The sequence below is a fragment of the Dysgonomonas sp. 25 genome (assembly GCF_010501075.1).
Lineage (GTDB): Bacteria > Bacteroidota > Bacteroidia > Bacteroidales > Dysgonomonadaceae > Dysgonomonas.
This window is the reverse complement of the sequence record NZ_QVMN01000001.1, coordinates 503,245-527,866: the sequence shown is the minus strand read 5'-3', so window position 1 is coordinate 527,866 and position 24,622 is coordinate 503,245. Positions and strand designations below refer to the sequence as shown.

Genomic DNA, 24,622 nt, shown 5'->3' with positions numbered 1-24,622 from the left:
ACGGGCTTTTGAATATAAATTCATAAAAACTATAAATATGGAAATAGTAATGCCCTCACGGGTTTTTCTTATTGTTGCCCCTTTTCTTGTTAAAGTTTTCCCTGATGAAAATATGAACATCACTTTCTTTGTAGTATGTCTTATGATAAACTGTCTGAAAAGGCAGTTCTCCGGTACTACGATAGCGTTGCAGGGTGCGTTTACTTACATTAAGCAACATGCACAAATCCTGATTATCAAGCAAAATTTCTCCATCTAACATATTCCTACGTTTACTCATTTTATCAAGTATTTTATCTATTTTGTCGAAGCGATCCATGATACGCTCCATCCATGCTTCAAAATTTTCTCTATCTATATACATAGTATTTCGTTTTTAGATGATATGCCCTATCATAAAGTAGTTTTGATTGGACGGATCTTTTATAATTATATCTTTCTCTCGCATATATTTAATATAGCTTTTGGCGGTACGTTCCTTTACATCCATTATCTGCTGTATGCGGTCGCATAGGTCTATATAGGTCAGATGCCTTTGTGAATCGAATATCTCACGGGCAACTGTCGCCAGTTCTTTCTCTTTCCTTTTTTCTTTTTCCTCTCGTGGTTTTTCTCCGATATATATGTGCATACCTAATTCTTTATCCCACGAAAACTGCATTAAAGGAACGTCGAGAGGACTGCCGTCCCTTACTTTGAGCGCCTTCACCACTGATATTGACGGATCGCTGTCAAGTTCTATACTAAGGATTGCAGCAGCTTTGCGTTGTAATTCCGAACCAAGATGCCCACGCAATTTCAAGCCATTGGGTACATAATGAAGCACACATATAATACAGGTACGGTATATTCCTGCCAACCTGTATAGTTCATCCATAATCCTGATGCTTTCAACTTCGTCATTTGCCGATGACACTAAATCTGCTATCCCGTCAATGACAACTAAGCGAATGCCCTCATATTCGTAATGGTACTTATCCATACTCTGAACAATAGCTTGTAACCGTTCTTTTCGGGACATTCCCGTAAGAGAAAAAGCCCGTAGTTCTTCCGGTTTTTCTTCCAGTTTAGCACGCTTTAAAAGATTTGATACATTTTTGAAAAGCTGTACTTCCGATTGTTCCGTATCATAGAGCAAAACCGCTTTATGGTCGGAATTATCCCGTACATCAACGCCTAACGTATCAATGGGACGATTGTCGTTTCTTATCGAACCTGCAATCAGGGCAGCAACATAGTTGCTTTTTCCTGTGCCTTCACCGCCAGTAATACAAAGTATGTTACCCTGTGTGCCCAGTGGTACGTCGCCGGCAGATATAACTTCTTCTGCTTTTGCCGGAGGATTGTTAAAATCAATTTCGCATGATTTCAGCATGGTCATTGTTTCATTATATAGGTTATCAAGAAAATCGAGAAATAATTGTCGGAACTCTTTCCGGCTATTACCCTTACTGAAATAGTCGGTAATATCTTTGTCCTTTTTTTCTCCCGAAAGTGGGAGTACAAGACGTTTAACACCATATTCGGACAATGCCTTTTCATGCTTCACCGCACTATCTGTTCCTGTTTTATCTGCATCATAGAGCAGTACAATATGTTTAAACCGGAATGTCAGTTTGTAGATGATCCCTGTCGGGATTATAGAGGTTTCACTATTAAAGCAGATAGCGTGGAATCCATGAGCGGCAAGTGTCATCACGTCTTTTTCTCCGCCGGTGATAAACAGCGTATCTCCTTTGGCGGGTAATTGCTCCAGTCCGAAACAGTAATTCTCCCCGATATTACCACCATATAAAAAACGGACTTCCGAAAACGGACGGTAAATCTTCACATACCGTTTACTCATATATCCGAAAATAGGCTCATTTTCTGATGAAGTATAGTAGAATGGTTTATTGTCTTTATTTTCGCTTCTAAATTCTTTCAGGGAAACTGTTTTGTAGTATTTCAATATTTCGGGCGTAATACCTGATTGCTTCCAAAAATCCAGTTCTTTTTGAGTGAATTTTTGTTGAATGATATTATACGGTTTGTTTTTGGGTAGTTCAGGCGTAGGCTGTTGTTTGTTCGATGTGATTGGCTGCGGAGTATGAGAGTAATCGGAATCACCCAGTCCTAATGCCATATCCCTGTTTATTGTCTTTAATATTTCGACAAAATCAGCTCCATTGCTACAATCCAAACCGTTCAATCTTCCAACGAAGAAAAAGCAATCGCCACTGTAATCGTCATTGCCGAAATCCTTAATTTTATAAACGCCATTACGACGGTCAAAATATACATTGCACGATGCTTTACGGTCTTCATACAAAGGATTAAGGAAATTACGTCCTGTTTTCCATTGGACTGGGATATAGTGTTTGAATACGTCCAAACCGTTATTCGTCCGTCTTAATAATTCGTCTTTGTTGAGCATGGAGTTTATGATTATTTATAAGGTCATTCATACATTCATCGGTGCTGCGGATTCTTTTCTCAGTAAGCATCCGTTTTATTTCAGCAATGGTATAATATGATTTGCCGGAGATAATGGAATAAGAAATCATCCGGTTACTTCGCAAACGTTGAAGTGTTCGTTCGCTGATTTTGAGAAAGGTGCAAACTTCGTAACTGTCCACCCACATTTCGTCCGGGTTGGTAGTATCATCATCCTGATGATCTATCACGAATTTCGCTATGGCATTAATTTTGGAAACTAATTCTTTGTATGCCTGTGATTCTATTGTAATGACATCCATAATTGCTACTTATTGAATTGATGCAAAGTTCGGAAGTTGCAAAAACGTAGAATGACAAGTTGCTATAACTATTTTTGAAATTTCATTCTAAATATCTAATAATCAGAATGTTTTAGTTTTGTTTTTTTAGGAATGTAAAGTGAGAATCTTTACATTGGGTATTTTTGGAAGAAAAAGACGTAAAAAAGCCCTGAAAATGATAGTTTTTCAGGGCTAAAAGAGGGAAAATCCGTTAAGATAAACTTTATATCATCTTTATATTGATTTTCTCATAACTTATTGATAATGAATTGATTTTTATAATTACTTCTGCTGTTTTTTTATTGACCACCTGACATTTTACCTGTTATCGTCATCATCCATTTTTTTGTTAAGGCTATCTCGCAATGAATCAAGATATAAAGTCCGGCTTTCTTTCCGGTTTCTGATATTCAAATAGATGCGGTAAAACTCTCCGGCATCGGTATTGAAAACATTACAGAAATAATCTATCAACTCTTTAATATCAATGTTTCCATAATTTATGCTTCCTTTTGCATATATAGCATAAATCAGTTCGACAAGTTCTGTTTTAGTTCCTGTCCAAGTATGTTTTATACGGGGAAATTTAGAGTTATCCATTTCGTTTTCAGGATGTTTTTCCAGTTTATTTAATTCAGCATTGAGATAAATACGGAGCATCTCATTGGCTAATATTTTAGAAACTTTGTAATCAAAACTGGTAGAAAAATTATTATCCCTTTCAAAGTAGAAGCAATCTACATTAAGTTCAATATTCGGCTCTACCCGAAGAAAATAATAACGGTCAAGATGAGTCTTCTCTGTCCTGTAATACTGGTAGAAATCTAAGTTTTTATCAAAATAATCTTTTATCCTGTCTAATTCCCTTATTATATAATTTTTCTGTGCCGTATCACTTCCAGTCGGTCGATTAGTTTCTATCTTATAAATCTCCGAGTAATAGATTAATTTGCTGAAAAGTTGGGGTTTGTACTCTTTAAAAAAACATATTTCTTCATCATCACTTTTGAACTTATAATCGTTCAGTTTCATCTTTAGCTGTTGCATAATTCCTTTTAGCAACAAAACTGCTTTTTTAGCTTTTCTTAAAGAGGCTTCTTCTTCCAGTTCAATAGCTTCAAGCTGATCATTCACTTTTTCGATTATAGTATTGACGTGTTTATTCATAAGGCTATATTTTAGGTACAAACCCCAACAGGGCATAATTAAAATTTCATTTTCAAAATCCTAATAGCGTTCAATATCGCCAATAACGATACCCCAACATCAGCAAATACCGCTTCCCATAAGGTTGCAACACCTCCTGCACCCAAAATCAACACAATGAGCTTTACACCAAAAGCCAGACTTATATTCTGTATAACAATTCGGCGTGTAGCTTTGCCTATTGTTATAGCCGTTGCTATCCGGCTCGGTTGGTCTGTCTGAATAATAACGTCTGCCGTTTCTATGGCAACGTCGCTACCCAGTCCACCCATTGCAATGCCTACGTCGCTCATGGCAAGAACAGGCGCATCGTTTATCCCATCGCCTACAAAAGCAATGTTATTACCCGGATCGGACTTCAACTGCTCTACATACTCAACCTTTCCTTCGGGCAGCAGATCGCCATGCGCTTGCGTAACGTTCAACTCTGTGGCAAGCTGCGAAACGATGGCCTGTTTATCTCCTGACAGCATTACAATATTCTTAATTCCTAACTCACGCAAAGCGTTCACGGCTGTAGCTGCATCCTCTTTCGGAGCATCGGCTACCAGAATATATCCGGAATAGATGCCATTGATAGCGCAAACAACAATCGTTTCGGGTATAGTCGCTATTTCCGGCGGGAACTCTACATTGTTTTTTATCAATAATTTAGGATTACCCACAAGAACTATTTTACCATTGATAGAAGCCTGTAAGCCGTGCCCTGCGATTTCATTCACAATCTCCGGCTTAATTACTTCGATATTCTGCTCTTTTGCATATTCCACAATAGCTTTCGCTATGGGATGCGTACTTTGCGTTTCAACCGAAGCCACTAAATTCACAAGGTCTGTTTCGAGCAGAAAATCTGCCGGAACAATCTTTTGTACCTTGAAAACTCCCTGTGTCAGTGTTCCGGTTTTATCCATCACCACCGTATTTACTTTGGTAATGGCTTCCAAATAGTTGCTTCCTTTAAATAGTATTCCTTTACGGCTTGCCGCCCCGATACCACCAAAGTAGCCCAACGGTATGCTGATAACCAAAGCACACGGGCAGGAAATAACGAGGAATACCAATCCACGATAAACCCAGTCGTACAACACAAAATTGAATGCCGGATTAATAGCAGAGTATGCCAGTGGTAATAACACTATAAGCGCAGCCAGTGCCACCACTATCGGAGTATAGATGCGGGCAAATTTGCGTATGAACTGTTCTGCGGGTGCCTTTTTTTCTGTGGCGTTCTGAACAAGGTCAAGAATACGAGCCAAAGCACTCATACCAAATGGTTTCGTTACTTCAATTCTTGAAACATTGTCGGTAAGTATCATACCTGCAAATACGTCCTCATTTTTCCGTATCGTTCTGGGAACACTCTCTCCAGTTAATGCCGAAGTATTAAAAGATGCCGATTCATTCAGTAAAATTCCGTCAAGAGGCACTCTTTCGCCTACCTTGACTTCCACAATATCACCTACATTTACATTCTCCGGCGACATTATTTCAGTTTTATCCATCTTAATAACTGTCGCTGTTTCTGGTCGGACATCAAGTAATGCACTAATGCTCCTTTTTGCACGGTTTACCGCTGCATCCTGAAAGAGTTCGCCTACGGCATAGAACAGCATTACTGCAACGCCTTCGGGGTATTCTCCGATAAAGAACGCCCCGATGGTAGCTATACTCATCAATGTAAACTCGCTGAATACGTCTTTCTGGCGAATGGCTTCCCATGCTTCTTTTATCACCGGTAAGCCTACCGGAATATAAGCGATGATATACCATGCGAGTTGTACCCACTTATCGGCAAAGAACGAAAGCCCGACAGCGGAAAAGATGATGCCTGCAATCAGCATCACAAAGGAGATAGCCGCCCGGATGTAACCTCTTTTCTGTGAGGTATCCATTTCCTGTTTGGTCTTGTCTATAACACAAGCCCCATCATTGCAATTTCCCATAATTATTTTAATTTATCGTTTATACTTCTTTTTATACAATTCCTCATTCAAAAACACAAATGGTAATAGTGTAAACAAAGTCCCAAAGAATAAGACTTCCTTTAACGGCCATCTATGAAAGAAACAATGATGATGGGGACATCTGGTTACATAATACCATAACAAAAAACCTAATGTAATCCCAATGGTTATACTTAACGCTACAATCCATTTTTTTGCTCTTGAACTAATCATTTTTTTCTTTGCAATGACCTTACTCTTTTTTTTCTTTTGCTGTCTTTTCATGACATCATTTTTTAGAGTTCTACGGCTGCAAGTTCGGCAAATGCCAGTTGATAATCCCTTTCGGCTGCAAGCGTCTGGTTTACGTTGTCGTAGTACAATCCCATTTCAACCATGTAATCAAGCAAGGATATTTCACCCGCATCAAGTGCTTTTTTCAACAGGATGGTATTATTTACGTTTGCCAGCGATTTACGATATTTGTCGGCAGTAGTTTTCAGTCCCATTGCTTTGGAATACTGTATTTGCAGTTGGCTGAAAAACTGTTGCTTGGTATCGGCTTCGCGGCTTTGGGCAGCAGCAACAGATGCCTTTGCCTGTTTCACCTGATTTTTATTCGACCATAGCGGTATGGATATACCAAGCGACACACCCTGATACCGTTGTCCGACTACTTTTTCACTCATGTATCCGGCGGTAAACTTAGGCAGGTTCATCGCTTTGCTTAGTGATACCTGTTTCTGGCTTACTTCGATTTCGTTACGCACGTATGCCAACACCGGGTTTTTATCTTCGGCTTGTACATACCAGTCGTTAAAGTTCAACGGAAGCTCACGGCTGCCGTAGTCTGCATCATTAAAGACTACGTCGATACCGCCGTTCAGCCTTTTCAACTGGGCAAGGAGTGCATCACGTTCTACTTCCATGCGCGATATTTCTCCTTGTATGGTAGAAAGGTTCAGGTTTACTTTGTTGTACTCCAAGATACTTACGTCGCCCCTGTCCATACGGTCTTTATAACCTTTGGCAATGGTTTCTGCATGTTCCAGACGCAAATAAAGTTCTTTAAGCAGGGAATTGTAATATATCAGTTCAATGCAGTATTGTTTTGCTTCGAGCAATATATTCATACGGTCGGCTTTGTACTGCCATTCCACAAGGTTGTTTCTACCGTTTGCTAACCGACTTTTCATTCCCGTAATGGTGGGAATGTCGAATGTCTGCGATACGCTAAAATCGGTACGATTACCTATATTTGAAGGGTTACCCCAGAGATAATTGAAGCCCACTTCCGGATCATCAAGGAAGATGCCCGTTTTGTTTTGCAGCTTATCCGCTTCAACTTGTTCGCGGAGGGCTTTCAGGGTTGTATTGTTCTCTTCTATCGAAGACAATACAGGGTTGATATTATTCTGCGCATTGAGCGTTATGCCTGCGAAGAGTACCAACATGGTTATTATGATTGTTCTCATTCTAATTCTAATTTAGTGTTGTTTACTTCAGGTTCCTCGTTGTCCAGAATTTCGGTTTCAACTACTTTCCTGTTTGTAATTAAGTACATGATAGGAATAATAAAGCCGTTGAGCAAAGTCGATGTGAGCAATCCGCCCAGGATAACCTTTGCCATCGGACTTTGTATTTCGTTACCCGGCAAATCACCACCCAATGCAAGCGGTATCAGTGCAAGACCGGAGGTTAATGCGGTCATCAAGATGGGGTTTAGACGGTCTAACGAGCCGGTCATTACCGCATCAAGTTTGCTATACCCCTCTGCCACAAGGTCGTTGTATCGTGAGATAAGCAACATACCGTTACGTGTAGCGATACCGAACAGGGAGATAAACCCGATAATAGCCGGTATGCTCAGAACGCCGTTAGTAAAGAAAATGGCAAACACTCCGCCGATAAGGGCAAGCGGCAGGTTAAGCAGGATAACAACGGACTGGTTTATGCTCTTAAACTGCGCAAACAGAAGCATGAAAATAGCAAGAATGGAGAAGATTGAGGTAATAAGCAGGGTGCGTGATGCTGCCTGTTCGCTCTCAAACTGTCCGCCGTACTCAATATGATAACCTTCGGGCAGTTCTATCTTTTCGTTTACGATGTCCTGAATGTCATTTACTACTCCGCGCAGGTCACGTCCGGCAACGTTAGCCGATATTACAATCTTACGGGCAACGTTTTCCCTATTGATGGTGTTGGGGCCTGTGGACGATGTTATTTCGGCTATATTACTCAATGGAATTTTACGTCCGTTGGCATCAACAATAAGGTTCTTTATCCTTTCGGCTGTTTCACGGCTATCGTCGTTTACTTTTAGGGTAAGGTCGAACGAGCGGTTTTCTTCGTACACCTGTGAAACGACTTCACCTGCGAGCATGACGTTTACAATCTTCGCAAAGTCGGGTAAGGTTATGCCGTATTTCGCCATTACTTCCCTTTTGGGTTCTATCTTCAACTGCGGACGTTCCACTTGTTGTTCTACGTTCAGATCGGCAATACCTTCAATGTCCTGAATGTTTGCTTTTATTTGGTTACCGATGGAGAACATTTTATTGAGGTCTGTTCCGAACAACTTGATAGCGATGTTGGCACGTGTACCGGATAACATAGCGTCGATACGGTGCGAAATGGGTGCGCCTATTTCTATATTCACTCCCGGCAACACTTTTATCTTTTCGCGTATTTCGGCAAGCACTTCATCTTTGGAACGTTTATCGAGGATGAACGGTGCTTCGATTTCCGATACGTTTACACCGAGTGCGTGTTCATCGAGTTCGGCACGTCCTGTTTTCCGTCCTACGGTTTGAACTTCGGGTATGGAAAGCAAGATATCTTCTGCTATACGCCCCATCTTGTCGGATTCTTCAAGCGATATACCGGGCATACTACTGATGCTTACGGTAAATGAACCCTCATTGAATGGCGGCAGGAAGCTACGACCTAATGAGAAGAAAATGATAACGGCAATCACTAAAACAACACCTGTTCCGCCAAGTACCCATTTCTTGTATTTGAGTGTCCATTTAAGGGCTACCTCGTAAACGATTTTCAGTTTCCTTACTATATACGGTTCACGTTCCGGTTTATCATCTTTTCGTGGTTTACCCAACAGGTAGCTACACAATACTGGAGTAAGGGTTAAGGCTACTACGGTAGAAGCTATCAATGCCATAATAAAGGCTACTCCTAACGGTGCAAGCATACGACCTTCCATTCCAGAAAGGAAGAACAAGGGAACGAAGCTGGCGATGATGATAAATGTGGAGTATAGAATTGGCATACGCACTTCTTTGGAAGCATCGAACACGACGTTGAGTACGGTTTTTTGCAGTTCCTTTGGTTTCTGCCTGTTCTCCCGCAATCGCTTGAACACATTTTCTACATCGACAATGGCATCATCCACAAGCGAGCCAATAGCAATAGCCATACCTCCGAGGCTCATGGTATTAATAGTAAGCCCCATGAATTTTAAGGAGAGTATTGCAAAGACTAATGACAACGGTATCGTTACAAGTGATATAATGGTTGTACGTGCGTTCATCAGGAAGATAACGAAAACGATAACCACGAAGATACCCCCTTCGTACAATGATTTCTGTACGTTATTGATGGAGTTGTCTATAAAACGTGCCTGACGAAAGATGTCGGTTGTTATCTTCACATCTGCCGGAAGCTGTTTCTGTAAATCGGCAAGCGAAGCGTCAAGTTTGTCTGTCAATTCGAGCGTACTTGTAGCCGGTTGCTTGGTAACAGTTATCAATACGGCAGCTTTGCCGTCGTTGGATGCCATACCCAGTTTAGGTGCTTTATCTCCTATTTTTACTTCAGCAATGTTTTCTATCAGGATAGGAACATTGTTTACTGTTTTGATAACAGCTTTTCCCAATGATGGTATTTTATTTGTTGAAAGCACGCCACGGATGATAAATTCGTTTCCGTATTCATACAATACACCACCTGCGGCGTTCTGGTTCATTTCGGTAACGACGTCGATTACTTCATTGAGTCCGATGTTGTAATGTTTCATCTTTCCGGGATCGAGCAATATCTGGTATTCCTTGATTTCACCACCGAGAACGGTTACCTGTGCCACTCCACCTGTTGATAATAAACGGGGGCGGATAGTCCAGTCAGATAATGTCCGCAAATCCTGTAATGAGGTTGAATCGGCGGTTACTCCGATAATCATAAGCTCACCCAGTATGGACGATTGCGGCCCCAACGTCGGATTACCAACGTTAGACGGCAACTGGTCATTGACAACGGCTAACTTTTCGGATACAATCTGACGGGCACGGTAGATGTCCGTTCCCCAGTTAAATTCTACCCATACGATAGAAAAGCCTGTGGTAGAGGATGAACGCACACGGCGTACATCAGTAGCACCGTTCAGGGCGGTTTCGACAGGGAAAGTAACGAGCCGTTCGACTTCTTCGGGAGCCATACCTCGTGCCTCTGTCATCACCACAACGGTGGGTGCATTGAGGTCGGGAAATACATCGACTTCCATATTGACGGCTGTATAGGTTCCTGCCAGCATAAGCAGCAGGGATGCCACTAAAACAACGACACGGTTGTTCAGCGAGAATTTTATTATCTTGTTCAACATACTGATTCGTGTTTTAATGGTTAGTGACTATGTCCTTCGGGCATTACTGAAGAAGTTGCTGCCAGTTTCACCTGATATACTCCTTTGGTAACTACTTTGGCTCCGCGTTGAAGACCTGAAAGGATCTGCACTCTTTCGCCGTTATTCTGTCCGAGGGTTACTTCCTGTTTCTTATATTCTTCGTCGCCTATTTGCAGATACACGAAGTTAAGTCCCTGTTCTTCGGTAATAGCAGAAACGGGAACGGATATTACATTATCCTGTAAGGTCGAAAGCAGATATACTTCGGTATATGCTCCGGGAATAATATCGCCCACGTTATCAAACTCGAATGTAACAGGAATATAGAAAGATTGGTCAGTGGATGCTTTACCGAAAGATAAAAGCCGGCCGTTAAGTTCCGAAAGTTTATATACCTGATTGTCATAGGCAGGCTTAAAGTTAGCACTACTGATGCTTTTAAGTATCTTGAAATTGTTCTCTGATACTTCGGCTCGTAGCTGCAAACGCCTATTCTGCGATACAGTTGCAATGGGCTGACCTACTGAAACGTATTCCCCCTGTGCAACAAGCCTGTTCTTAATATATCCGGCAATGGGAGCTGTAACGCTTACCCCGGTGGCTGTCATATTGCCTGCCTGTGCCTGATATACTGTTTTCGCTGTTTCATAACGCAAACGAGCCTGTTCAAAGTCCTTAGCGGAAATAATCTGGTCTTTTACCAATGATTCGGCACGTTGGAACTCTTTCTGTGCAGTTTCGTATTCAATCCGCGCTTTTACGGACGGATCGCCTTCCAACAGTTTCTTTGCTGAAATAGTTACAATGGATTGTCCGGCTTGTACGGCTGTACCGTCTGTTATGGACGGATTGGTGAAAGATACAATACCGTTGGAAGTAGCTGCAATAACAGCTTCATCACCCTGCGAGGCTTGTATCTGTCCACTGGTTTTAATGGAATTGTAGAAACTACCAAGAGCAACGGTTTCTGTCTTCAATCCAACAAGTTGCGCTTGCTGTTTGGTGAAAAGTATTTCATCCGAATGGCTGTCTTCCATTGCTTCTGCTCCGTGGTCATGTCCGTCGCCCTCGGAGTGCTTATGATCTTTCTCGTTAGCGTGGTCATGCCCATCGCCGTCAGTATGTTTATGTTCTTTATCGTTTGAATGGTCATGTCCATCACCTTCGGAGTGTTCATGCTCTTTCTCATTAGAATGGTCATGTCCATCACCATCAACATGCTCATGTTTATCACTTGATTTTTGATTGTTTTTTCCCTGACCGGAATTGCATCCGGTTAATAATATTGCGATAACAACGAATAATCCTATTATGTACGTTTTCATTTTATTTTTTAATTATTGGGGGAAGTAAAGCATATCCTGATATTTGCTTTGCTTCTCGTGAGAAATATTGATTTTTATGGGTTGATATGTATATACCAATACCCTATGCCTTGAACATATCCAAATGCACAAAGCAGCATGACTTACAGCCTGTAAGTCAAAACATCAGGAAATTATGGAAGGAGGGGCGCGTAAACCGTGAAATTGGTTTGCTTCTGCGGATTTATAGAATGAAATAAATTCTCCGTACTCAAAGTCGGAGGTTGATTCTCCCGAATCGTAGATTAAGAAATCCGCAGCTAAAAAGAATATCGGGAATAAATGTGTAAGATCATGGTTTTGACAAGAAGAAACCTTGCACTTAGTTTCATTTGTCGTTTTGGGTGAAGTATATTTAGATTCAGCAATACAAGATTGTTCATGGTCACTGTCATTAGGTAACTCACGATGGTCTGTATGTTCATCGTTTACCTGATTATCCTGTTCGCATATCTCCATAACAATACACACCAATCCCTCATGATGATGATGTGGTACTATTGCAAGTATCAGTAATACTAAACTTGACAATGCAACAAACGATATGGAAATAATTCGTTTCACTAAATCTTTTTTTACCTGTGCAAAGATAAAATAAAAAGTCATGCAACTAAGTTGCAATCTTATCACATTTTCCGCAATAGCCTTTAATTACGAAATTAACGCTCTCCAATTCCATATTTCCCGGTAGTTCTATTTGAGGAACAGGCACGTTTTCCAAACAAAATGCCTTTTTACAGTAGTTACAGTAAAAGTGTAAATGATAATCACCTTCACTACAACCGCAATCCTCCTGACAAACCGAATATTTAACCGAACCTGATCCGTCGTCAAATTTATGAATCAGCCCATTATCATTAAAGAGGTGAATTATACGAGAAATAGTCGATTTATCAATGCTCAATAATTTTTTCTCTAAGTCCCCTAAACTGAATGCTTCGGTGAACTTTAGCATTGTATCCCATACTAAAATCCGTGTAGATGTGGGCTTTATGCCTTTTCCTTCTAATAATTTTATGATAAAATCGTCCACGTATTTCAAAGATTATTTATGTTATTTATTCTATAACAAAAAGGATGTGTCAAATGATGCTGATTTTAAAATCACTGCACATCCTTTTTGCATATAATATCTTAATTATGATGGTTGCCCTTATTATGAGAGCCATCGGCACTTCCATTGTGATTGTGGCTCTTATCAGTACAGGTATTCACATCATGATTTTGTTCCCCATTGTGATTATGACTTGCATCAGTGCAAGTGTTCACATCATGGTTTTGTTCTCCATTGTGATTATGGCTTGTATCTGTACAAGTATTCACATCATGGTTTTGTCCGTTATTGTGATTATGGTTTGCATCAGTACAAGTATTCACATCGTGGTTTTGTGTGTTGTTATGATTGTGGCTTACATCCATGCAGGTATTGGAATCATGGTTATTTCCTCCATGTCCTGTGCCTGTGCCATTGTGATGGGTACCGTCATGTTTAATTCCTGAATGTTGGGAATTTGTACAAACCTGATGTGTTCCGTCTGCAAGTATATCGCAGTTTTCGTGATTTCCGGCAGCACACTGATTCAGCACGCTGCTTTTGTAGATATCGCCATTTGAAAAACCGAGTGTAGATGCACGAAGCTCCAAACTTTGATCTATATCTCCAAAGTTGCTATCATCATCCTGGCTACAAGAAACGAATGTGATAACCGATGCGAGAACCGCTAATGAATAAAATACTCTTTTCATATTCCTTTATTGTTAAAATGTTATATGTTAATATACCGCATAAGAGTAATTATACCCTACCAAAAAATAAAATAATTTTTAACTTGAACGGAGAAAGACACTTCTCATAATTTTACCACAAGATTATCTCCTATTTTTGTAGAGGGCTTTTTCTCAATATACTCCCGTAATGAAAAATCTTTTCTCAATGCTCTATCAGAAATAAAAAGTATTGAACCGCCATAAATATCGGACATAATATCATCCTTTTCAGCTATGATAACACTCTCTCCTAAATATACTTTCATATTCTCTGGACGGCGGATTCCATAAACAATGTATTGTTTTGAATTTTCTGATAACTCAATCCCACTCTTACACATATTTTCATAACCGACATAGCTGTTCAGAAAAGGCATTTCAAAGGATACAATAAATATCACGGTTAAAATCCCTATTGATATGCTGTTAATCGAACGAATTATATTCTTTCGGAAAATCAGAAAATATAAAGAAAGGAATCCAAATAGAGCAAGTGAAATTAATCCCCATATTATGGAAGTGTGAATTTCATTCAACCAAGAAAATGTAATATCATTTTTACTCAATAAAAACAACGGCAAAGCCATTATTGCTATGAGAGATAACGCTATCATAAAATATACAATCCATTTCTTATTCTTTAATCTCATCAATATAATAACTGACAGATAAGCCACAAAAGGAAATACAGGCAACATATAAATTTCAATCTTTGCACTTACAATAGATAAGACAAGAAATGACGTTAAAACAACAGTCAAAAACAATTTATCTATATCTGTTTTTATCAGCTTATTTTTAATCCCTAACAGGATAAGGGCAAAGAATAAAATTGACCAAGGAGCGAAGGAATACCAAAATACCTGAAAATAATAATAGAACGGCTCCTTATGATGGAATGAGCTAACAGCACGGTTGAATGTCTGATTAAAGAGTAAATCGTTCAAATAACTATTTCCCGCTTCAACCCACACTAAGCTGAACCAAACAGAACAAAGCAATAAGAGTATTCCCCAAGTTCTAAACCCTAAATATTTTCCACTATCCTTAATTTTCCCTTTTATAGTTAGAAATGTCAGTATAGAGACTACCGGAATAATTATTCCGATTGGCCCTTTACTGAATATTGCGAGGAAAATACAAAGAGGAAGCAAATACTTATCATATTTTCTCTCTCTGCCTGAATACATTCTATAAAAAACATATAATGCCAATGTTATAAACATAGACATTAACATATCCATTCTTAGAATAATGGCTCCACCCATAAATAGAGCGCTTGTGAACAATAATAGTTTTGCACTGGATTGATATTCGTTTGGAAGTTCAGCTCGTGTCCACCTGTCCATCGTAAACTGAATGACAAAAGCGGGTAGTAATGAGAATAGCGACAAGAACCATATTTGATGACTTCCGAATATCTTTTTTCCGAGCATTATAATCCAGAAATATAAAGGCGGTTTATCGGCATATATTTCACCATGATTATAAAATGAGAAAAAATTCCCTGTTTTTAAGGCATCATCAACTATATTCAAATATCTAAGTTCGTTTGCAGGCGTATAATCCCGGAGTAGGATTAATGGGAACATTAATGCAAAAACAAGAATATAGTAGATGTGGTCAATCGTAAATAATCGTTTTAATGTCATAGTTAATAATTAAGGATTAACACCTATTGATTTTCCATTGAGTTAAACCACTCAATAAATGATTTTATTCCTTCCGGTAATACTGTTTTGGGCTTATAATGAATGTATCTGGTCAATTTGCTTATATCAGCATAGGTTTCCTTTACATCACCGGATTGAAAAGGGTACATTTCCAAATGAGCGTCTTTTTGCATTTCATATTCAATCGCTTCTATAAACTGGAGTAAATTAACTGGCTTTGAATTGCCGATATTAAAAATCTGATAGAAAGCGGAATCTGAATTTTTATCCGGAGTTTTATCCAAGAGTAAGACGATGCTTTTTATAACATCATCTATATAGGTGAAATCTCTAAGCATATCCCCATTATTAAAAACCTTGATTGTTCTGCCCTCCCGAATAGATCTTGCGAAAATCATCGGAGCCATATCAGGTCTTCCCCATGCTCCATATACAGTAAAAAGTCTTATTCCTGTGGAGGGCAAATTGAACAAATGACTATAAGAATGAGCCATCAGTTCATTACTTTTTTTTGTTGCAGCATAAAAACTGGCAGGATTATCAACTGTGGCAGATTCCTTAAAAGGAATTTTATTGTTCAATCCATAAACCGAAGAACTGGAAGCATATATAAGATGCTTGATATTATTATGCCTGCAACACTCTAAGATATTTACAAAGCCAAGAATGTTAGAGTTGATATAAGCATGGGGATTTTCTAAAGAATACCGAACCCCCGCTTGTGCTGCCAGATTGATAACATAATCAAATTGATACTTCTTAAAAAGAACACCTAATTGTATAAAGTCCGTAAGATCAATCTTTCCAAAATCATAATTGCAATAAAATGAACTATGGACTACTTCATTTTCTGTTATATCCTCTTTTCCTATTCCACATTCAGACAACCTGCCATATTTTAGGTTTACATCGTAATAGTCATTTATATTATCTATTCCCACAACGAAATTCTCTTTATTTTCAACCAATGCTTTTACCAAGTGAAATCCGATAAATCCTGCACTGCCTGTAACTAATATTTTCATTTAATCTCTTTTTTAGATTCATCCTCATTACAGTTTTTTATAATCAACCACACATTTCTGGAATATGTGATAAAACCAAAACTTTGACCAATAAGCAATACCGGATCTTCTCTGAATATTGCGTATGCAATAGTTATCAGAGAACCTATTATACTCAACAGCCAAAAGTTTAAGGGAAGGACAGATTCACCTCTCAATCTTGAATGCCACCATTGATAAACAAAGCGGAAAGTGAAAATTATCTGACCTGCGGAACCAAATAGAAGTAACCATAACGATATATTTGAAAATAACCTGTCAATGCTTACTTCATTGTTATATAGCACATAGCAAAGTGCGGCAGCAGGTATTAAGAGAATTACTGTTCTTATAGCTAAATGGATTTTTTTCCAGTTGTTTTTACTATTCAAATTCCATATATAGATATAATAGGAGAATAGTTGTCCGAGAATTATTACAAAATCTCCCCTTAGCCACCCATATATAGAAAATAATATAGAAGCTAATAAACTTAACTGCCAATAGATAGTCGGAGATACAACTTTTTTAGCCTTTTCCGATAAAATCCACTGAATAAGCATTCTGGCAGAAAATAACCCCTGTGCTAAAAAACCTAAAACAAAATACCAAATGTCGTTATTCACTTTTTGCTATGGCTTAATTAATACCTTCTTTTTCAATAGTATAGTTTATGTACCGTTTCTTCATCCATCGGAAAGCAAAGCAATCCATAAAAGGACTAACCAACCTGTTCCATAAATGAAATTTTGATTGACCTGCGGTACGTTCAAAATGCCTAACAGGAACCTGCTTTACCCTGCCATGTTGTAACTGAAGGAGAGCAGGTAGGAAACGGTGCATCCCCGTAAACATCGGAATGCGTTTAGCGTATTCGGTATGAATAATTTTTAGTGGACACCCCGTATCTTCTATGCCGTCATTAGTCATCATGCGGCGAAAACTATTGGCTATTTTCGACGATAGTTTTTTTCCTAAACTATCTTTGCGTCCTGTACGGATACCCATTACCATTTCATATTCATTTCTATATGGCAATAAAAGTTCAAAATCTTTAGGCGCTGTTTGTAAATCAGCATCTATATATCCGACAAATGACGACTGGGCTATATCTATCCCTGCTTTTATAGCTGCGCTTAATCCGCAATTTCGAGCAAAACTTATATAAAAAAGATGACGGTTTCGCTGACACACTTCCTGTATCAATGTTTTGCTTTGGTCTTTCGATCCATCATCAACGAATAGTATGCAGGTTTTTACTGATGAAGAACATACATATTCAGATAGTTCCTTTTCAAGTTTGTTTATATTTTCTTCTTCATTATAAACAGGAACTATTATGGTTAAATCATAATCTTTTGTAGAGTTCATATCATTTATATTTTAAAATTGCATTGAAAGCGATAAACCACCCTGCTGACCTGTGTAATAGGGGTAAAAAGCAAGATTTCGTTTGTTCTTTTTCTCCTGACCACCTTTAAATATTTTCTTTTCAACAGTAGGATAGAGCCAATAGGCAAGTTTTGTACTTAATATGCCAAGCCCGGCACCGAATGCGACGTCGCCTACCCAGTGCTTATTATTGTATATGCGGAATGCTCCGGTTCCCGCAGCGATAGTATATCCCGCTATTCCATACCAGATTGAAACATCTTTATATTCTTGCCAAAGAAATTCAGCACCCATAAAAGCGATTGCCGTATGCCCTGACGGAAAAGAATTTTTTGCGGATTTATCTGGTCTTTCAACTCGTGCCGTATATTTTAAACCATTCACTGAAGCCGCCGTGAACAGGCTTGCCATTCCTAAAATAATCGTCCTGTCTTTGAAATTGTGTTTGCCTTTTATCCCGACTAAGTTTAAAGCATATACACTCGCCGCAGGTACATATTGCGTTATATCATCAATCTGAAACTTTTCAGGTTTGTGTGTTATTACTTCATGCCCTATGGCATAGTTTAATAGGCGATTTTTGGGCGCTAATGTTGCTTCTATTGTTCCGTACAACATCAGGGATGCAGGTATTATTAATTGTTTATATGAGAATTTATAGTCATTTACCTGAATACTATCGCTTTCAGAAAGCGTGTTATTATTTGTTTGGGTATAAGCATTTGGGAGTGAAACCGAAAGTAATAACACAATGGTACACAATGCTTTTGTCAATTTTAAAAACATCTTATTTATATTATTTTTTTGGGATTGTTCGGAAAATTAGATATAGCGGTGGCTTAGTATCTACCGGAAGATAGATTACAAGCACAAAGGATAAAGACTATAATTTAGTCTTTCTGTTATGAAAAGGTGAAAGGAGGTGCCCGCAAACCATGAAATTGATTTGCTGCTGCGGATTTATAGCTTAGTATATACTCACCGTAATCAGATTCGATAAATGAACTATCTAAACTATAATTAAATAAATTTCCAACAAGGAAAAAGATAGGAAATAAAACAGTATCATTTTGATTATCTGATACTTTTAGTTTTGTTTCATCAACAGATGTAGGAATGATGAATTTTGATTTAGCAATACAGGTTTCATCGTGATTTTGCTCACTATCCGTATCGCTGTGATGTGTATGTTCATCGTTTATTGCATTATCCAACTCACACAACTCGATAACAATGCAGGCTTTCCCACCATGATGATGATGTGGAATAACTGCAAAAACCAAAAATAGTATGGTTGAGAGTACAATAGCGGATATGGAACATTTATTTTTCAAACTTAATATCTTAACTGTGGTTAGATAATTTTATTATAGGCAATGTGTTTTAAAAAAGGGATTCAATAAAGAAATTGTTTCCCCTTTATTGAATCCCATCGTACATAAAGGTTATTAATGGTGTTTACCATCATGCGAACCGTGTGAATGACCATCTTTGTCATGTGTTCCATGATCGGTTCCATTGTGATGGGTGCCGTCATGGTTTTTCCCTGAATGGTCGGAATATGCGCAGGCTTCGTGAGTGCCATCGTTATAAATATCACAATTTTCATGATTTCCCGCTGAACATTGCTCTGCTACACTTGCTTGGTAAGCTGCAACATCATCAAATCCTAAAGCCGCAGCTCTGGCTTCAATATCTTGTTTTGCTGATGTCCCAAAATCTTCATGGTCGTCATTACTGCAAGCAACGAATGTTACTGCAAATAAAACTACTGCCAACGAATAAAATAACTTTTTCATTTGATCTACTAATTTACGAATTTGTACTTTGTTTTTTTCTGAAGCGCTTTCGTAATAGTAACCGCATAAAGCAGGGTTTACCCTACCATAAATCAAAAAATAATTTCAAGAAATACCGTTGGAGTAAATGGAGTTGCTTTTGTGAAGATATTTGTTGCAGTATTTTGACCGGAAATCTGATAGTTGTATTTTATATTCTTAGTACCAAACACATTCAATAGCGATACGCCTGCTTGCAGCCTTACTTTCTTTATTTGTGCCCTGTATGTAGCACCTATATCAAAGCGGCTGTATGGCTCATCGGAATAATCCGTATGTTCGTGTTCGGAGCCATGCTGTCCTTCCTCATTGCCTTGTCCATGTCCGTGCCCTCCAGTGGAAATATAAGAAAAGCCTGTACCATAAACATAACTCAACGAAAAATAGAAAGGATCGAATGCCCCGATACCTCCGACTTTTATTTCATGCGAAAGTTCGTTTTGCGGTTTACTAAGGCGGTTGATGGAATACGAGCCATATAAAGTATGATTTCTGATTAGCTTTTTGGCAAACAAGTCTGCTCCTAAAATCGTATTATCTATTTTATAGACTGTATTATCCAAAAAATACTGACTGTTTTTTGTAGTCTTATAATATCCTTCCATACTGACCAAGAAGCCGTTTTTACTGTATGCAATACCTGCGGTAGTGTGCATTGCCTTTGTAAAGGTACTGTCTGCCATAGTCCATACGGTTTGAAATCCCGATTCATCATATTGGTATGCGGTACGGGTAAGAAACTGATTGTATAGTCCCCACGAAGCAGTTGCAGTTAGTTCTTCCGATATTTTATATGTGCCGGATAAACGGGGCTGTACATAGACTTTTTTATTCAATGGCATATCCACCCGTACACCTGCACTTAAAGTCAAATTATCCAATAATATATTATCTGTAATATAGACTGTCGGCTTATCCAGTTCTCCGCATAGCTCGTTCAGACTTACCCTGTATTGTTGCCACTCCCCGCCAACTTGTACTTTGTTACGGCTTCCGATATTAAAGTCATGGTTAAGTCTTACCGAAAACTCCTGTACCTCATTATCCAGATGACTAACATCGTCTGTTGTCGGCTTTTTATCTCCCAGTATTGTGAGATTATCCAACAAAGAGGTAAGCCGTGAGAATGTAGCCACAACTTTTGTAGTTGAGCCGTTTTCCCATACCCGTTTATAAGAAGCCGCCCCACCATATTGCCTGTTCTTTTCAGAAGCATTGACATCATACTCGTTTGGTTGATTTACCGAGTATTTAAAGCGGTCATTAGCTCCATACAGGCTGATGTAATAGGAATCATCCTTAAATGCTTTTCCTGATAGCTTTAAATTGGCATCATTGAAATGGTAATCAGGCTTTATATATATGCTTGAATAAATCGTTTGTGGATTATTTTCACTATTGGATAAATCCACATTCTCATTGTTATACAGGTTATAGAAAGTCTGCCTGTAAGCAGCAGAGATATTCAATTTCTTTGTCAAGGGTACCGAAGCAAAAAGGTTCATTGTATAATTGCTGACAGTTGCTTTTACAGACGGAGCATTAAAATTACCGTCTATACCTGTTATCTCCGTAATGGCACCGATACGTCCGCCCTGATTGGAGCCGTACCCGCCTTTCAAGATGCGTATGTCTTTTACCATATAGGGATTGACCGAACCTATATGGTCGTTATAGTTCTTTATACCGAATAGCGTATATCCGTCGTATGTTATCTTGCTTTCACCCATATTACTGCCCCACACAATCAGGTCTTCCGATGGCTCGCCCGATGCTCTTACTCCGGGCATCATCCGCATAAGGTTAAATACGGAATTATCATTGCTTCCGGGAATATATTTTGAAATTTGATGATTGATGCGGATTTCGCCGGGACTATTGCCGGATTGGATAAGCATTGTGGCGGGAGCAGGACTGACGATTACTTCATCCATAGTAAAAACAGCAGATTGTAGCCGGATTTCGTTTAGTCCGGGAGAAAGAATAGTATCTTGTGCCTGATAGCCCAAATACTGCACTTGTACACGCTGATTTCCTTTTTTCTCGGTTTTGAAAGAAAAATAACCTGCTTCATCAGTTGAAACGGTCTTTTCGGGAGTAGTGATATAAGCGTAAGGTAAACCTTCTTCGCTATCTGCATCCCTTATTGTCCCTGAAAACGTATAGTACCGCTTAACTTCAACAACAGGCGGTTGCTCTATCTTTTCAGTATAGGAAGCGATAACATAAACTCCGTTTATATTTTCGTGGCGAAACGGTTTATCTTTCAGCAAAAAATCAAGTGCGCTTTGAGGATTATTAAATTTTCGATTGACCGTTACCTTATATTGGGAAAGGGCATTATCATCAAAAGAAATTTCTACGGGTAATCCCCGCAGAACATCGTTAAGGGGCTTGTCATTAACGACCAAATGCAGCTCTTGTGAAAAAGCTGCAATTGTGCCTGTAAGGGTTATTATAAGTATAACTATAAATTTCTTCAATTACTTTATCTTAAATTCTATTCCGAACGGTTTACCTACTATTTTAAGCACATCATTCGGATCTTTAGCTTTCGTAAAATTACCTGAATATGAATAATTCAGATTTGAATTAGGCAATACTTCAATATCATACTGTCTTTCAATCTCCTGAATTACATCTTGCAAAGGTACGCTAACAAAAACAAATTTACCATGTTTCCAATTAATAGATTCTTTCGCATCTTCGACATCATTAGTGGTAAGTTTGCCATTACTTAATAATGCCTGCATATTCGGGGTAAGTATTACTGATTCCGATTTATCCGAAACATTCACCTTTCCGGTAAGACAGGTTACCTTAAAATTTTCGGCACGGGAAAACACATTAAAACTTGTTCCCAGTACACTTACAGTGTATTGCCCGGAACGTACATCAAATGTGCTTCCTTTTTCAACTTCAAAATATGCTTCGCCTTTCAGTTCTACATCACGGGAAATAAACCACCAGAGAGGTTTATAGCCGATTTTACTTTCGGCATTCAAATCTACTTTAGAGCCGTCGGGTAAAACCACCGCCAGATGTGTACCTCTTTCAGCAACTTCATTTTTTGTATAGAAAAATGCTATGGAGGGTAGAATTATAGCTATTGCAGCAATAGATGCAGCCGCATAAAACCACAATGATCTTTTTCGGGGAGCCATTTCAATAACTTTGGGAGTTTCTTCCAATCCTTCAAAGACACTATCCCAAATATCTTCTTTGCTTTTACTCCATTTAGGGGTTATTTTAATATCATCCGTTTTCATATCTTCTTTAATTATAATAGTTCTGTCCTAAGAAATTGCAAAGCAGCGCTCATCCGTTTTTCGACAGCTTTTACGCTTATATCCAAACATTGGGCTATTTCACTATACTTTAGTTCATCATTCCGGCTCATCAGGAAAACAACCCTTTGTAATTCCGGCATCTTTTCTAATGCTTTAGCATAAGTAGATGCCAATTCTTCAAAGTTTAATTCATCTTCGGGCGACAAGGGACTATCAATCTGAATACTCATACTCACCTCATAATCTAAACGGGTAGAACTTTTTCGATAATTGCTTATAACCATATCGTTTGCTATCTTATAAAGCAATGGTTTTAAATTAAGGTTATCCAGTTGTTCCCGTTTCTCCCAAATCTTCATAAAGACATCCTGTGCCATATCCGATGCTGCATCCCTATCGCCACAGCGATAGAAGATAAAACTTCGAATCGTATCAAAATACTTATCGAATAATTGTTTGAACTCTGCTTTGCTTATCATCCAGTTGGACATTTTACTATTATACCGCATGAAGATATAAATACCCTACATGAAATTATAAAGATTTTTGGTAATCAACTTTCAACACACCCGAATCATATACTTTTGTCTTTATTATTTCCCACTTAGATTCCTTGTTTTGTTCAGGAAATAAAGATATGCCTTTGCCCAAAATTATGGGGAAGTAGCAAATTTGCATTTCGTCAATCAAATCTGCGGCGAGCAACATTGAAATTAATTCTCCGCCTCCAACTAACCAAATATCTTTACCTTCCTGATTGCGAAGTTCAGAAATCGTTTCAATAATATTCTCCGTGATAAAACGTACATTCTCCTTTGTATCCCATTCATGGTGGGATACAACATAAGCCATCTGTTCCGAATATGGCCAAATTACATCCATGTTCATAATTTCACGGTAAGTACGACCGCCCATAATAACCGTATCAACCGAAGCTGATAGATTTTTGCAACCGTAATCTGTCTTTTCACGATTTGGGCATCCGGTAAGCCATTCCAATCCGCCGCCTGGCTCTGCAATCCGTTGGTCAAGTGATGCAGCGATGTAAAGGATAATTTTTTTCATGCTACTGAATTTAATTGTTTATACCATTGCTCGCTGTATCTCAAAAAAGAAGTGTGGAACTCACACTGCTCCGATACGAGGTACTGGTATACCTTTGAAAGAAACAGGCAAGCCCACGCCATACTCTCGTATAGCATGAACATTGCGCTATCTGTCCCTTTCAGTTGAAAATTACCAGTTTTCGTATCGAGACGTTCAGCGAACGTTATGTTATATATAAACGGAATTAATCCGCTAAAATTCTATTTATCTGGTGCAAAGATACCAAATTAGTTTAAGGTATTAAAGTCTTTCCAGTTGAGATTGTTGGTGCAAGGTGCAAGTATCTATATATAGATAAACTTGCACCTTGCACTACGTCTAAAAGATTATTTTTCAAAACCTTTGGTGATTTCAAAAATTGTAGTAACTTTGAACCCAAGTTTTATGCAGACAAATTGGCGTCAATAGCAGCCAGAACTGCCAAGAAAATAAGGCAGAAAAGGATATTGCTCCAATTCGTACCACATAAACAAAAAAAGATTTTTAATCACTGAATATATGCGTTTTGCGGTCGCGGGTTCGAGTCCCGTCCGTTCCGCTAAAAAAGGAATAAGGTTGGTAAGGTCGTTAAAAGACTGACGTACAACGAGTTTAAGAGTTTTGG

At 38.7% G+C, this 24,622-nt stretch carries 22 protein-coding genes; all 22 read right to left on the bottom strand.

What is annotated here, in order from left to right; all coding sequences use genetic code 11:
- Positions 1 to 55: 55 nt before the first annotated feature.
- Positions 56 to 364 carry a helix-turn-helix domain-containing protein gene (locus tag D0T66_RS02315; RefSeq protein WP_129733338.1) on the bottom strand — a complete coding sequence of 103 codons (309 nt, stop codon included), beginning with the start codon at positions 362 to 364 and terminating at the stop codon, positions 56 to 58.
- A 12-nt stretch (positions 365 to 376) separates the two neighbouring features.
- Positions 377 to 2,416, bottom strand: coding sequence for an AAA family ATPase (locus D0T66_RS02310; protein ID WP_163176179.1), 2,040 nt, complete (start codon positions 2,414 to 2,416; stop codon positions 377 to 379).
- On the bottom strand, positions 2,379 to 2,738 hold the full coding sequence (locus D0T66_RS02305) for a helix-turn-helix domain-containing protein (protein WP_129733340.1): 360 nt from the start codon (positions 2,736 to 2,738) through the stop codon (positions 2,379 to 2,381). The genes D0T66_RS02310 and D0T66_RS02305 overlap by 38 nt, the downstream gene beginning before the upstream one ends.
- A 339-nt stretch (positions 2,739 to 3,077) precedes the next feature.
- Positions 3,078 to 3,926, bottom strand: a complete 849-nt coding sequence (locus tag D0T66_RS02300; RefSeq protein ID WP_163176180.1) for an RteC domain-containing protein — start codon at positions 3,924 to 3,926, stop codon at positions 3,078 to 3,080.
- A 38-nt stretch (positions 3,927 to 3,964) separates the two neighbouring features.
- A complete protein-coding gene (locus D0T66_RS02295; RefSeq protein ID WP_129733342.1) occupies positions 3,965 to 5,908 on the bottom strand; it encodes a heavy metal translocating P-type ATPase in 1,944 nt (647 codons plus the stop codon).
- Positions 5,909 to 6,204: 296 nt separating this feature from the next.
- The gene (locus D0T66_RS02285; protein ID WP_129733344.1) at positions 6,205 to 7,383 is read right to left on the bottom strand and encodes a TolC family protein; all 1,179 of its coding nucleotides are present in this window, start codon (positions 7,381 to 7,383) and stop codon (positions 6,205 to 6,207) included.
- On the bottom strand, positions 7,380 to 10,523 hold the full coding sequence (locus D0T66_RS02280; protein WP_129733345.1) for an efflux RND transporter permease subunit: 3,144 nt from the start codon (positions 10,521 to 10,523) through the stop codon (positions 7,380 to 7,382). The genes D0T66_RS02285 and D0T66_RS02280 overlap by 4 nt, the downstream gene beginning before the upstream one ends.
- Positions 10,524 to 10,543: 20 nt before the next feature.
- The gene (locus tag D0T66_RS02275) at positions 10,544 to 11,869 is read right to left on the bottom strand and encodes an efflux RND transporter periplasmic adaptor subunit (RefSeq protein ID WP_129733346.1); all 1,326 of its coding nucleotides are present in this window, start codon (positions 11,867 to 11,869) and stop codon (positions 10,544 to 10,546) included.
- Positions 11,870 to 12,034: 165 nt separating this feature from the next.
- Positions 12,035 to 12,472: a DUF6769 family protein gene (locus D0T66_RS02270; protein ID WP_129733347.1), complete on the bottom strand. Its 438-nt coding sequence runs from the start codon at positions 12,470 to 12,472 to the stop codon at positions 12,035 to 12,037.
- A 46-nt stretch (positions 12,473 to 12,518) separates the two neighbouring features.
- Positions 12,519 to 12,941, bottom strand: coding sequence for a Fur family transcriptional regulator (locus D0T66_RS02265; protein WP_129733348.1), 423 nt, complete (start codon positions 12,939 to 12,941; stop codon positions 12,519 to 12,521).
- 101 nt (positions 12,942 to 13,042) lie between these two features.
- Positions 13,043 to 13,654, bottom strand: coding sequence for a hypothetical protein (locus tag D0T66_RS02260; RefSeq protein ID WP_129733349.1), 612 nt, complete (start codon positions 13,652 to 13,654; stop codon positions 13,043 to 13,045).
- Positions 13,655 to 13,758: 104 nt separating this feature from the next.
- Positions 13,759 to 15,327, bottom strand: a complete 1,569-nt coding sequence (locus tag D0T66_RS02255) for a glycosyltransferase family 39 protein (protein ID WP_129733350.1) — start codon at positions 15,325 to 15,327, stop codon at positions 13,759 to 13,761.
- 23 nt (positions 15,328 to 15,350) lie between these two features.
- Positions 15,351 to 16,373 (bottom strand): NAD-dependent epimerase/dehydratase family protein, encoded by a 1,023-nt coding sequence (locus D0T66_RS02250; RefSeq protein WP_129733351.1) that lies wholly within the window; start codon positions 16,371 to 16,373, stop codon positions 15,351 to 15,353.
- Entirely contained in the window at positions 16,370 to 16,954 is a 585-nt protein-coding gene (locus tag D0T66_RS02245) for a lipid-A-disaccharide synthase N-terminal domain-containing protein (RefSeq protein ID WP_203558323.1), read from the bottom strand. The genes D0T66_RS02250 and D0T66_RS02245 overlap by 4 nt, the downstream gene beginning before the upstream one ends.
- Before the next feature lie 76 nt (positions 16,955 to 17,030).
- On the bottom strand, positions 17,031 to 17,762 hold the full coding sequence (locus tag D0T66_RS02240) for a glycosyltransferase family 2 protein (RefSeq protein WP_129733353.1): 732 nt from the start codon (positions 17,760 to 17,762) through the stop codon (positions 17,031 to 17,033).
- Positions 17,763 to 17,774: 12 nt separating this feature from the next.
- Complete coding sequence (locus D0T66_RS02235) at positions 17,775 to 18,569, bottom strand: phosphatase PAP2 family protein (protein WP_129733354.1); 795 nt, start codon at positions 18,567 to 18,569, stop codon at positions 17,775 to 17,777.
- Positions 18,570 to 18,685: 116 nt separating this feature from the next.
- Positions 18,686 to 19,117 carry a DUF6769 family protein gene (locus tag D0T66_RS02230; RefSeq protein WP_129733355.1) on the bottom strand — a complete coding sequence of 144 codons (432 nt, stop codon included), beginning with the start codon at positions 19,115 to 19,117 and terminating at the stop codon, positions 18,686 to 18,688.
- A 114-nt stretch (positions 19,118 to 19,231) separates the two neighbouring features.
- Positions 19,232 to 19,582, bottom strand: a complete 351-nt coding sequence (locus tag D0T66_RS02225; RefSeq protein WP_129733356.1) for a hypothetical protein — start codon at positions 19,580 to 19,582, stop codon at positions 19,232 to 19,234.
- 92 nt (positions 19,583 to 19,674) lie between these two features.
- Entirely contained in the window at positions 19,675 to 22,104 is a 2,430-nt protein-coding gene (locus tag D0T66_RS02220) for a carboxypeptidase-like regulatory domain-containing protein (protein ID WP_129733357.1), read from the bottom strand.
- Positions 22,105 to 22,890 carry a FecR family protein gene (locus tag D0T66_RS02215; protein ID WP_129733358.1) on the bottom strand — a complete coding sequence of 262 codons (786 nt, stop codon included), beginning with the start codon at positions 22,888 to 22,890 and terminating at the stop codon, positions 22,105 to 22,107. It lies immediately after the preceding gene.
- 11 nt (positions 22,891 to 22,901) lie between these two features.
- Positions 22,902 to 23,390 (bottom strand): RNA polymerase sigma factor, encoded by a 489-nt coding sequence (locus D0T66_RS02210; RefSeq protein WP_129733359.1) that lies wholly within the window; start codon positions 23,388 to 23,390, stop codon positions 22,902 to 22,904.
- 55 nt (positions 23,391 to 23,445) lie between these two features.
- Positions 23,446 to 23,976 (bottom strand): dihydrofolate reductase family protein, encoded by a 531-nt coding sequence (locus tag D0T66_RS02205; RefSeq protein WP_129733360.1) that lies wholly within the window; start codon positions 23,974 to 23,976, stop codon positions 23,446 to 23,448.
- Between the last annotated feature and the right edge of the window lie 646 nt (positions 23,977 to 24,622).

What these genes read in the sequence shown, in the direction of transcription:
- D0T66_RS02315 (WP_129733338.1), bottom strand. Translation starts at nt 364, where the DNA reads ATGTATATAGATAGAGAAAATTTTGAAGCATGGATGGAGCGTATCATG.
- D0T66_RS02310 (WP_163176179.1), bottom strand. Translation starts at nt 2,416, where the DNA reads ATGCTCAACAAAGACGAATTATTAAGACGGACGAATAACGGTTTGGAC.
- D0T66_RS02305 (WP_129733340.1), bottom strand. Translation starts at nt 2,738, where the DNA reads ATGGATGTCATTACAATAGAATCACAGGCATACAAAGAATTAGTTTCC.
- D0T66_RS02300 (WP_163176180.1), bottom strand. Translation starts at nt 3,926, where the DNA reads ATGAATAAACACGTCAATACTATAATCGAAAAAGTGAATGATCAGCTT.
- D0T66_RS02295 (WP_129733342.1), bottom strand. Translation starts at nt 5,908, where the DNA reads ATGGGAAATTGCAATGATGGGGCTTGTGTTATAGACAAGACCAAACAG.
- D0T66_RS02285 (WP_129733344.1), bottom strand. Translation starts at nt 7,383, where the DNA reads ATGAGAACAATCATAATAACCATGTTGGTACTCTTCGCAGGCATAACG.
- D0T66_RS02280 (WP_129733345.1), bottom strand. Translation starts at nt 10,523, where the DNA reads ATGTTGAACAAGATAATAAAATTCTCGCTGAACAACCGTGTCGTTGTT.
- D0T66_RS02275 (WP_129733346.1), bottom strand. Translation starts at nt 11,869, where the DNA reads ATGAAAACGTACATAATAGGATTATTCGTTGTTATCGCAATATTATTA.
- D0T66_RS02260 (WP_129733349.1), bottom strand. Translation starts at nt 13,654, where the DNA reads ATGAAAAGAGTATTTTATTCATTAGCGGTTCTCGCATCGGTTATCACA.
- D0T66_RS02255 (WP_129733350.1), bottom strand. Translation starts at nt 15,327, where the DNA reads ATGACATTAAAACGATTATTTACGATTGACCACATCTACTATATTCTT.
- D0T66_RS02250 (WP_129733351.1), bottom strand. Translation starts at nt 16,373, where the DNA reads ATGAAAATATTAGTTACAGGCAGTGCAGGATTTATCGGATTTCACTTG.
- D0T66_RS02245 (WP_203558323.1), bottom strand. Translation starts at nt 16,954, where the DNA reads ATGCTTATTCAGTGGATTTTATCGGAAAAGGCTAAAAAAGTTGTATCT.
- D0T66_RS02240 (WP_129733353.1), bottom strand. Translation starts at nt 17,762, where the DNA reads ATGAACTCTACAAAAGATTATGATTTAACCATAATAGTTCCTGTTTAT.
- D0T66_RS02235 (WP_129733354.1), bottom strand. Translation starts at nt 18,569, where the DNA reads ATGTTTTTAAAATTGACAAAAGCATTGTGTACCATTGTGTTATTACTT.
- D0T66_RS02225 (WP_129733356.1), bottom strand. Translation starts at nt 19,582, where the DNA reads ATGAAAAAGTTATTTTATTCGTTGGCAGTAGTTTTATTTGCAGTAACA.
- D0T66_RS02215 (WP_129733358.1), bottom strand. Translation starts at nt 22,890, where the DNA reads ATGAAAACGGATGATATTAAAATAACCCCTAAATGGAGTAAAAGCAAA.
- D0T66_RS02210 (WP_129733359.1), bottom strand. Translation starts at nt 23,390, where the DNA reads ATGATAAGCAAAGCAGAGTTCAAACAATTATTCGATAAGTATTTTGAT.
- D0T66_RS02205 (WP_129733360.1), bottom strand. Translation starts at nt 23,976, where the DNA reads ATGAAAAAAATTATCCTTTACATCGCTGCATCACTTGACCAACGGATT.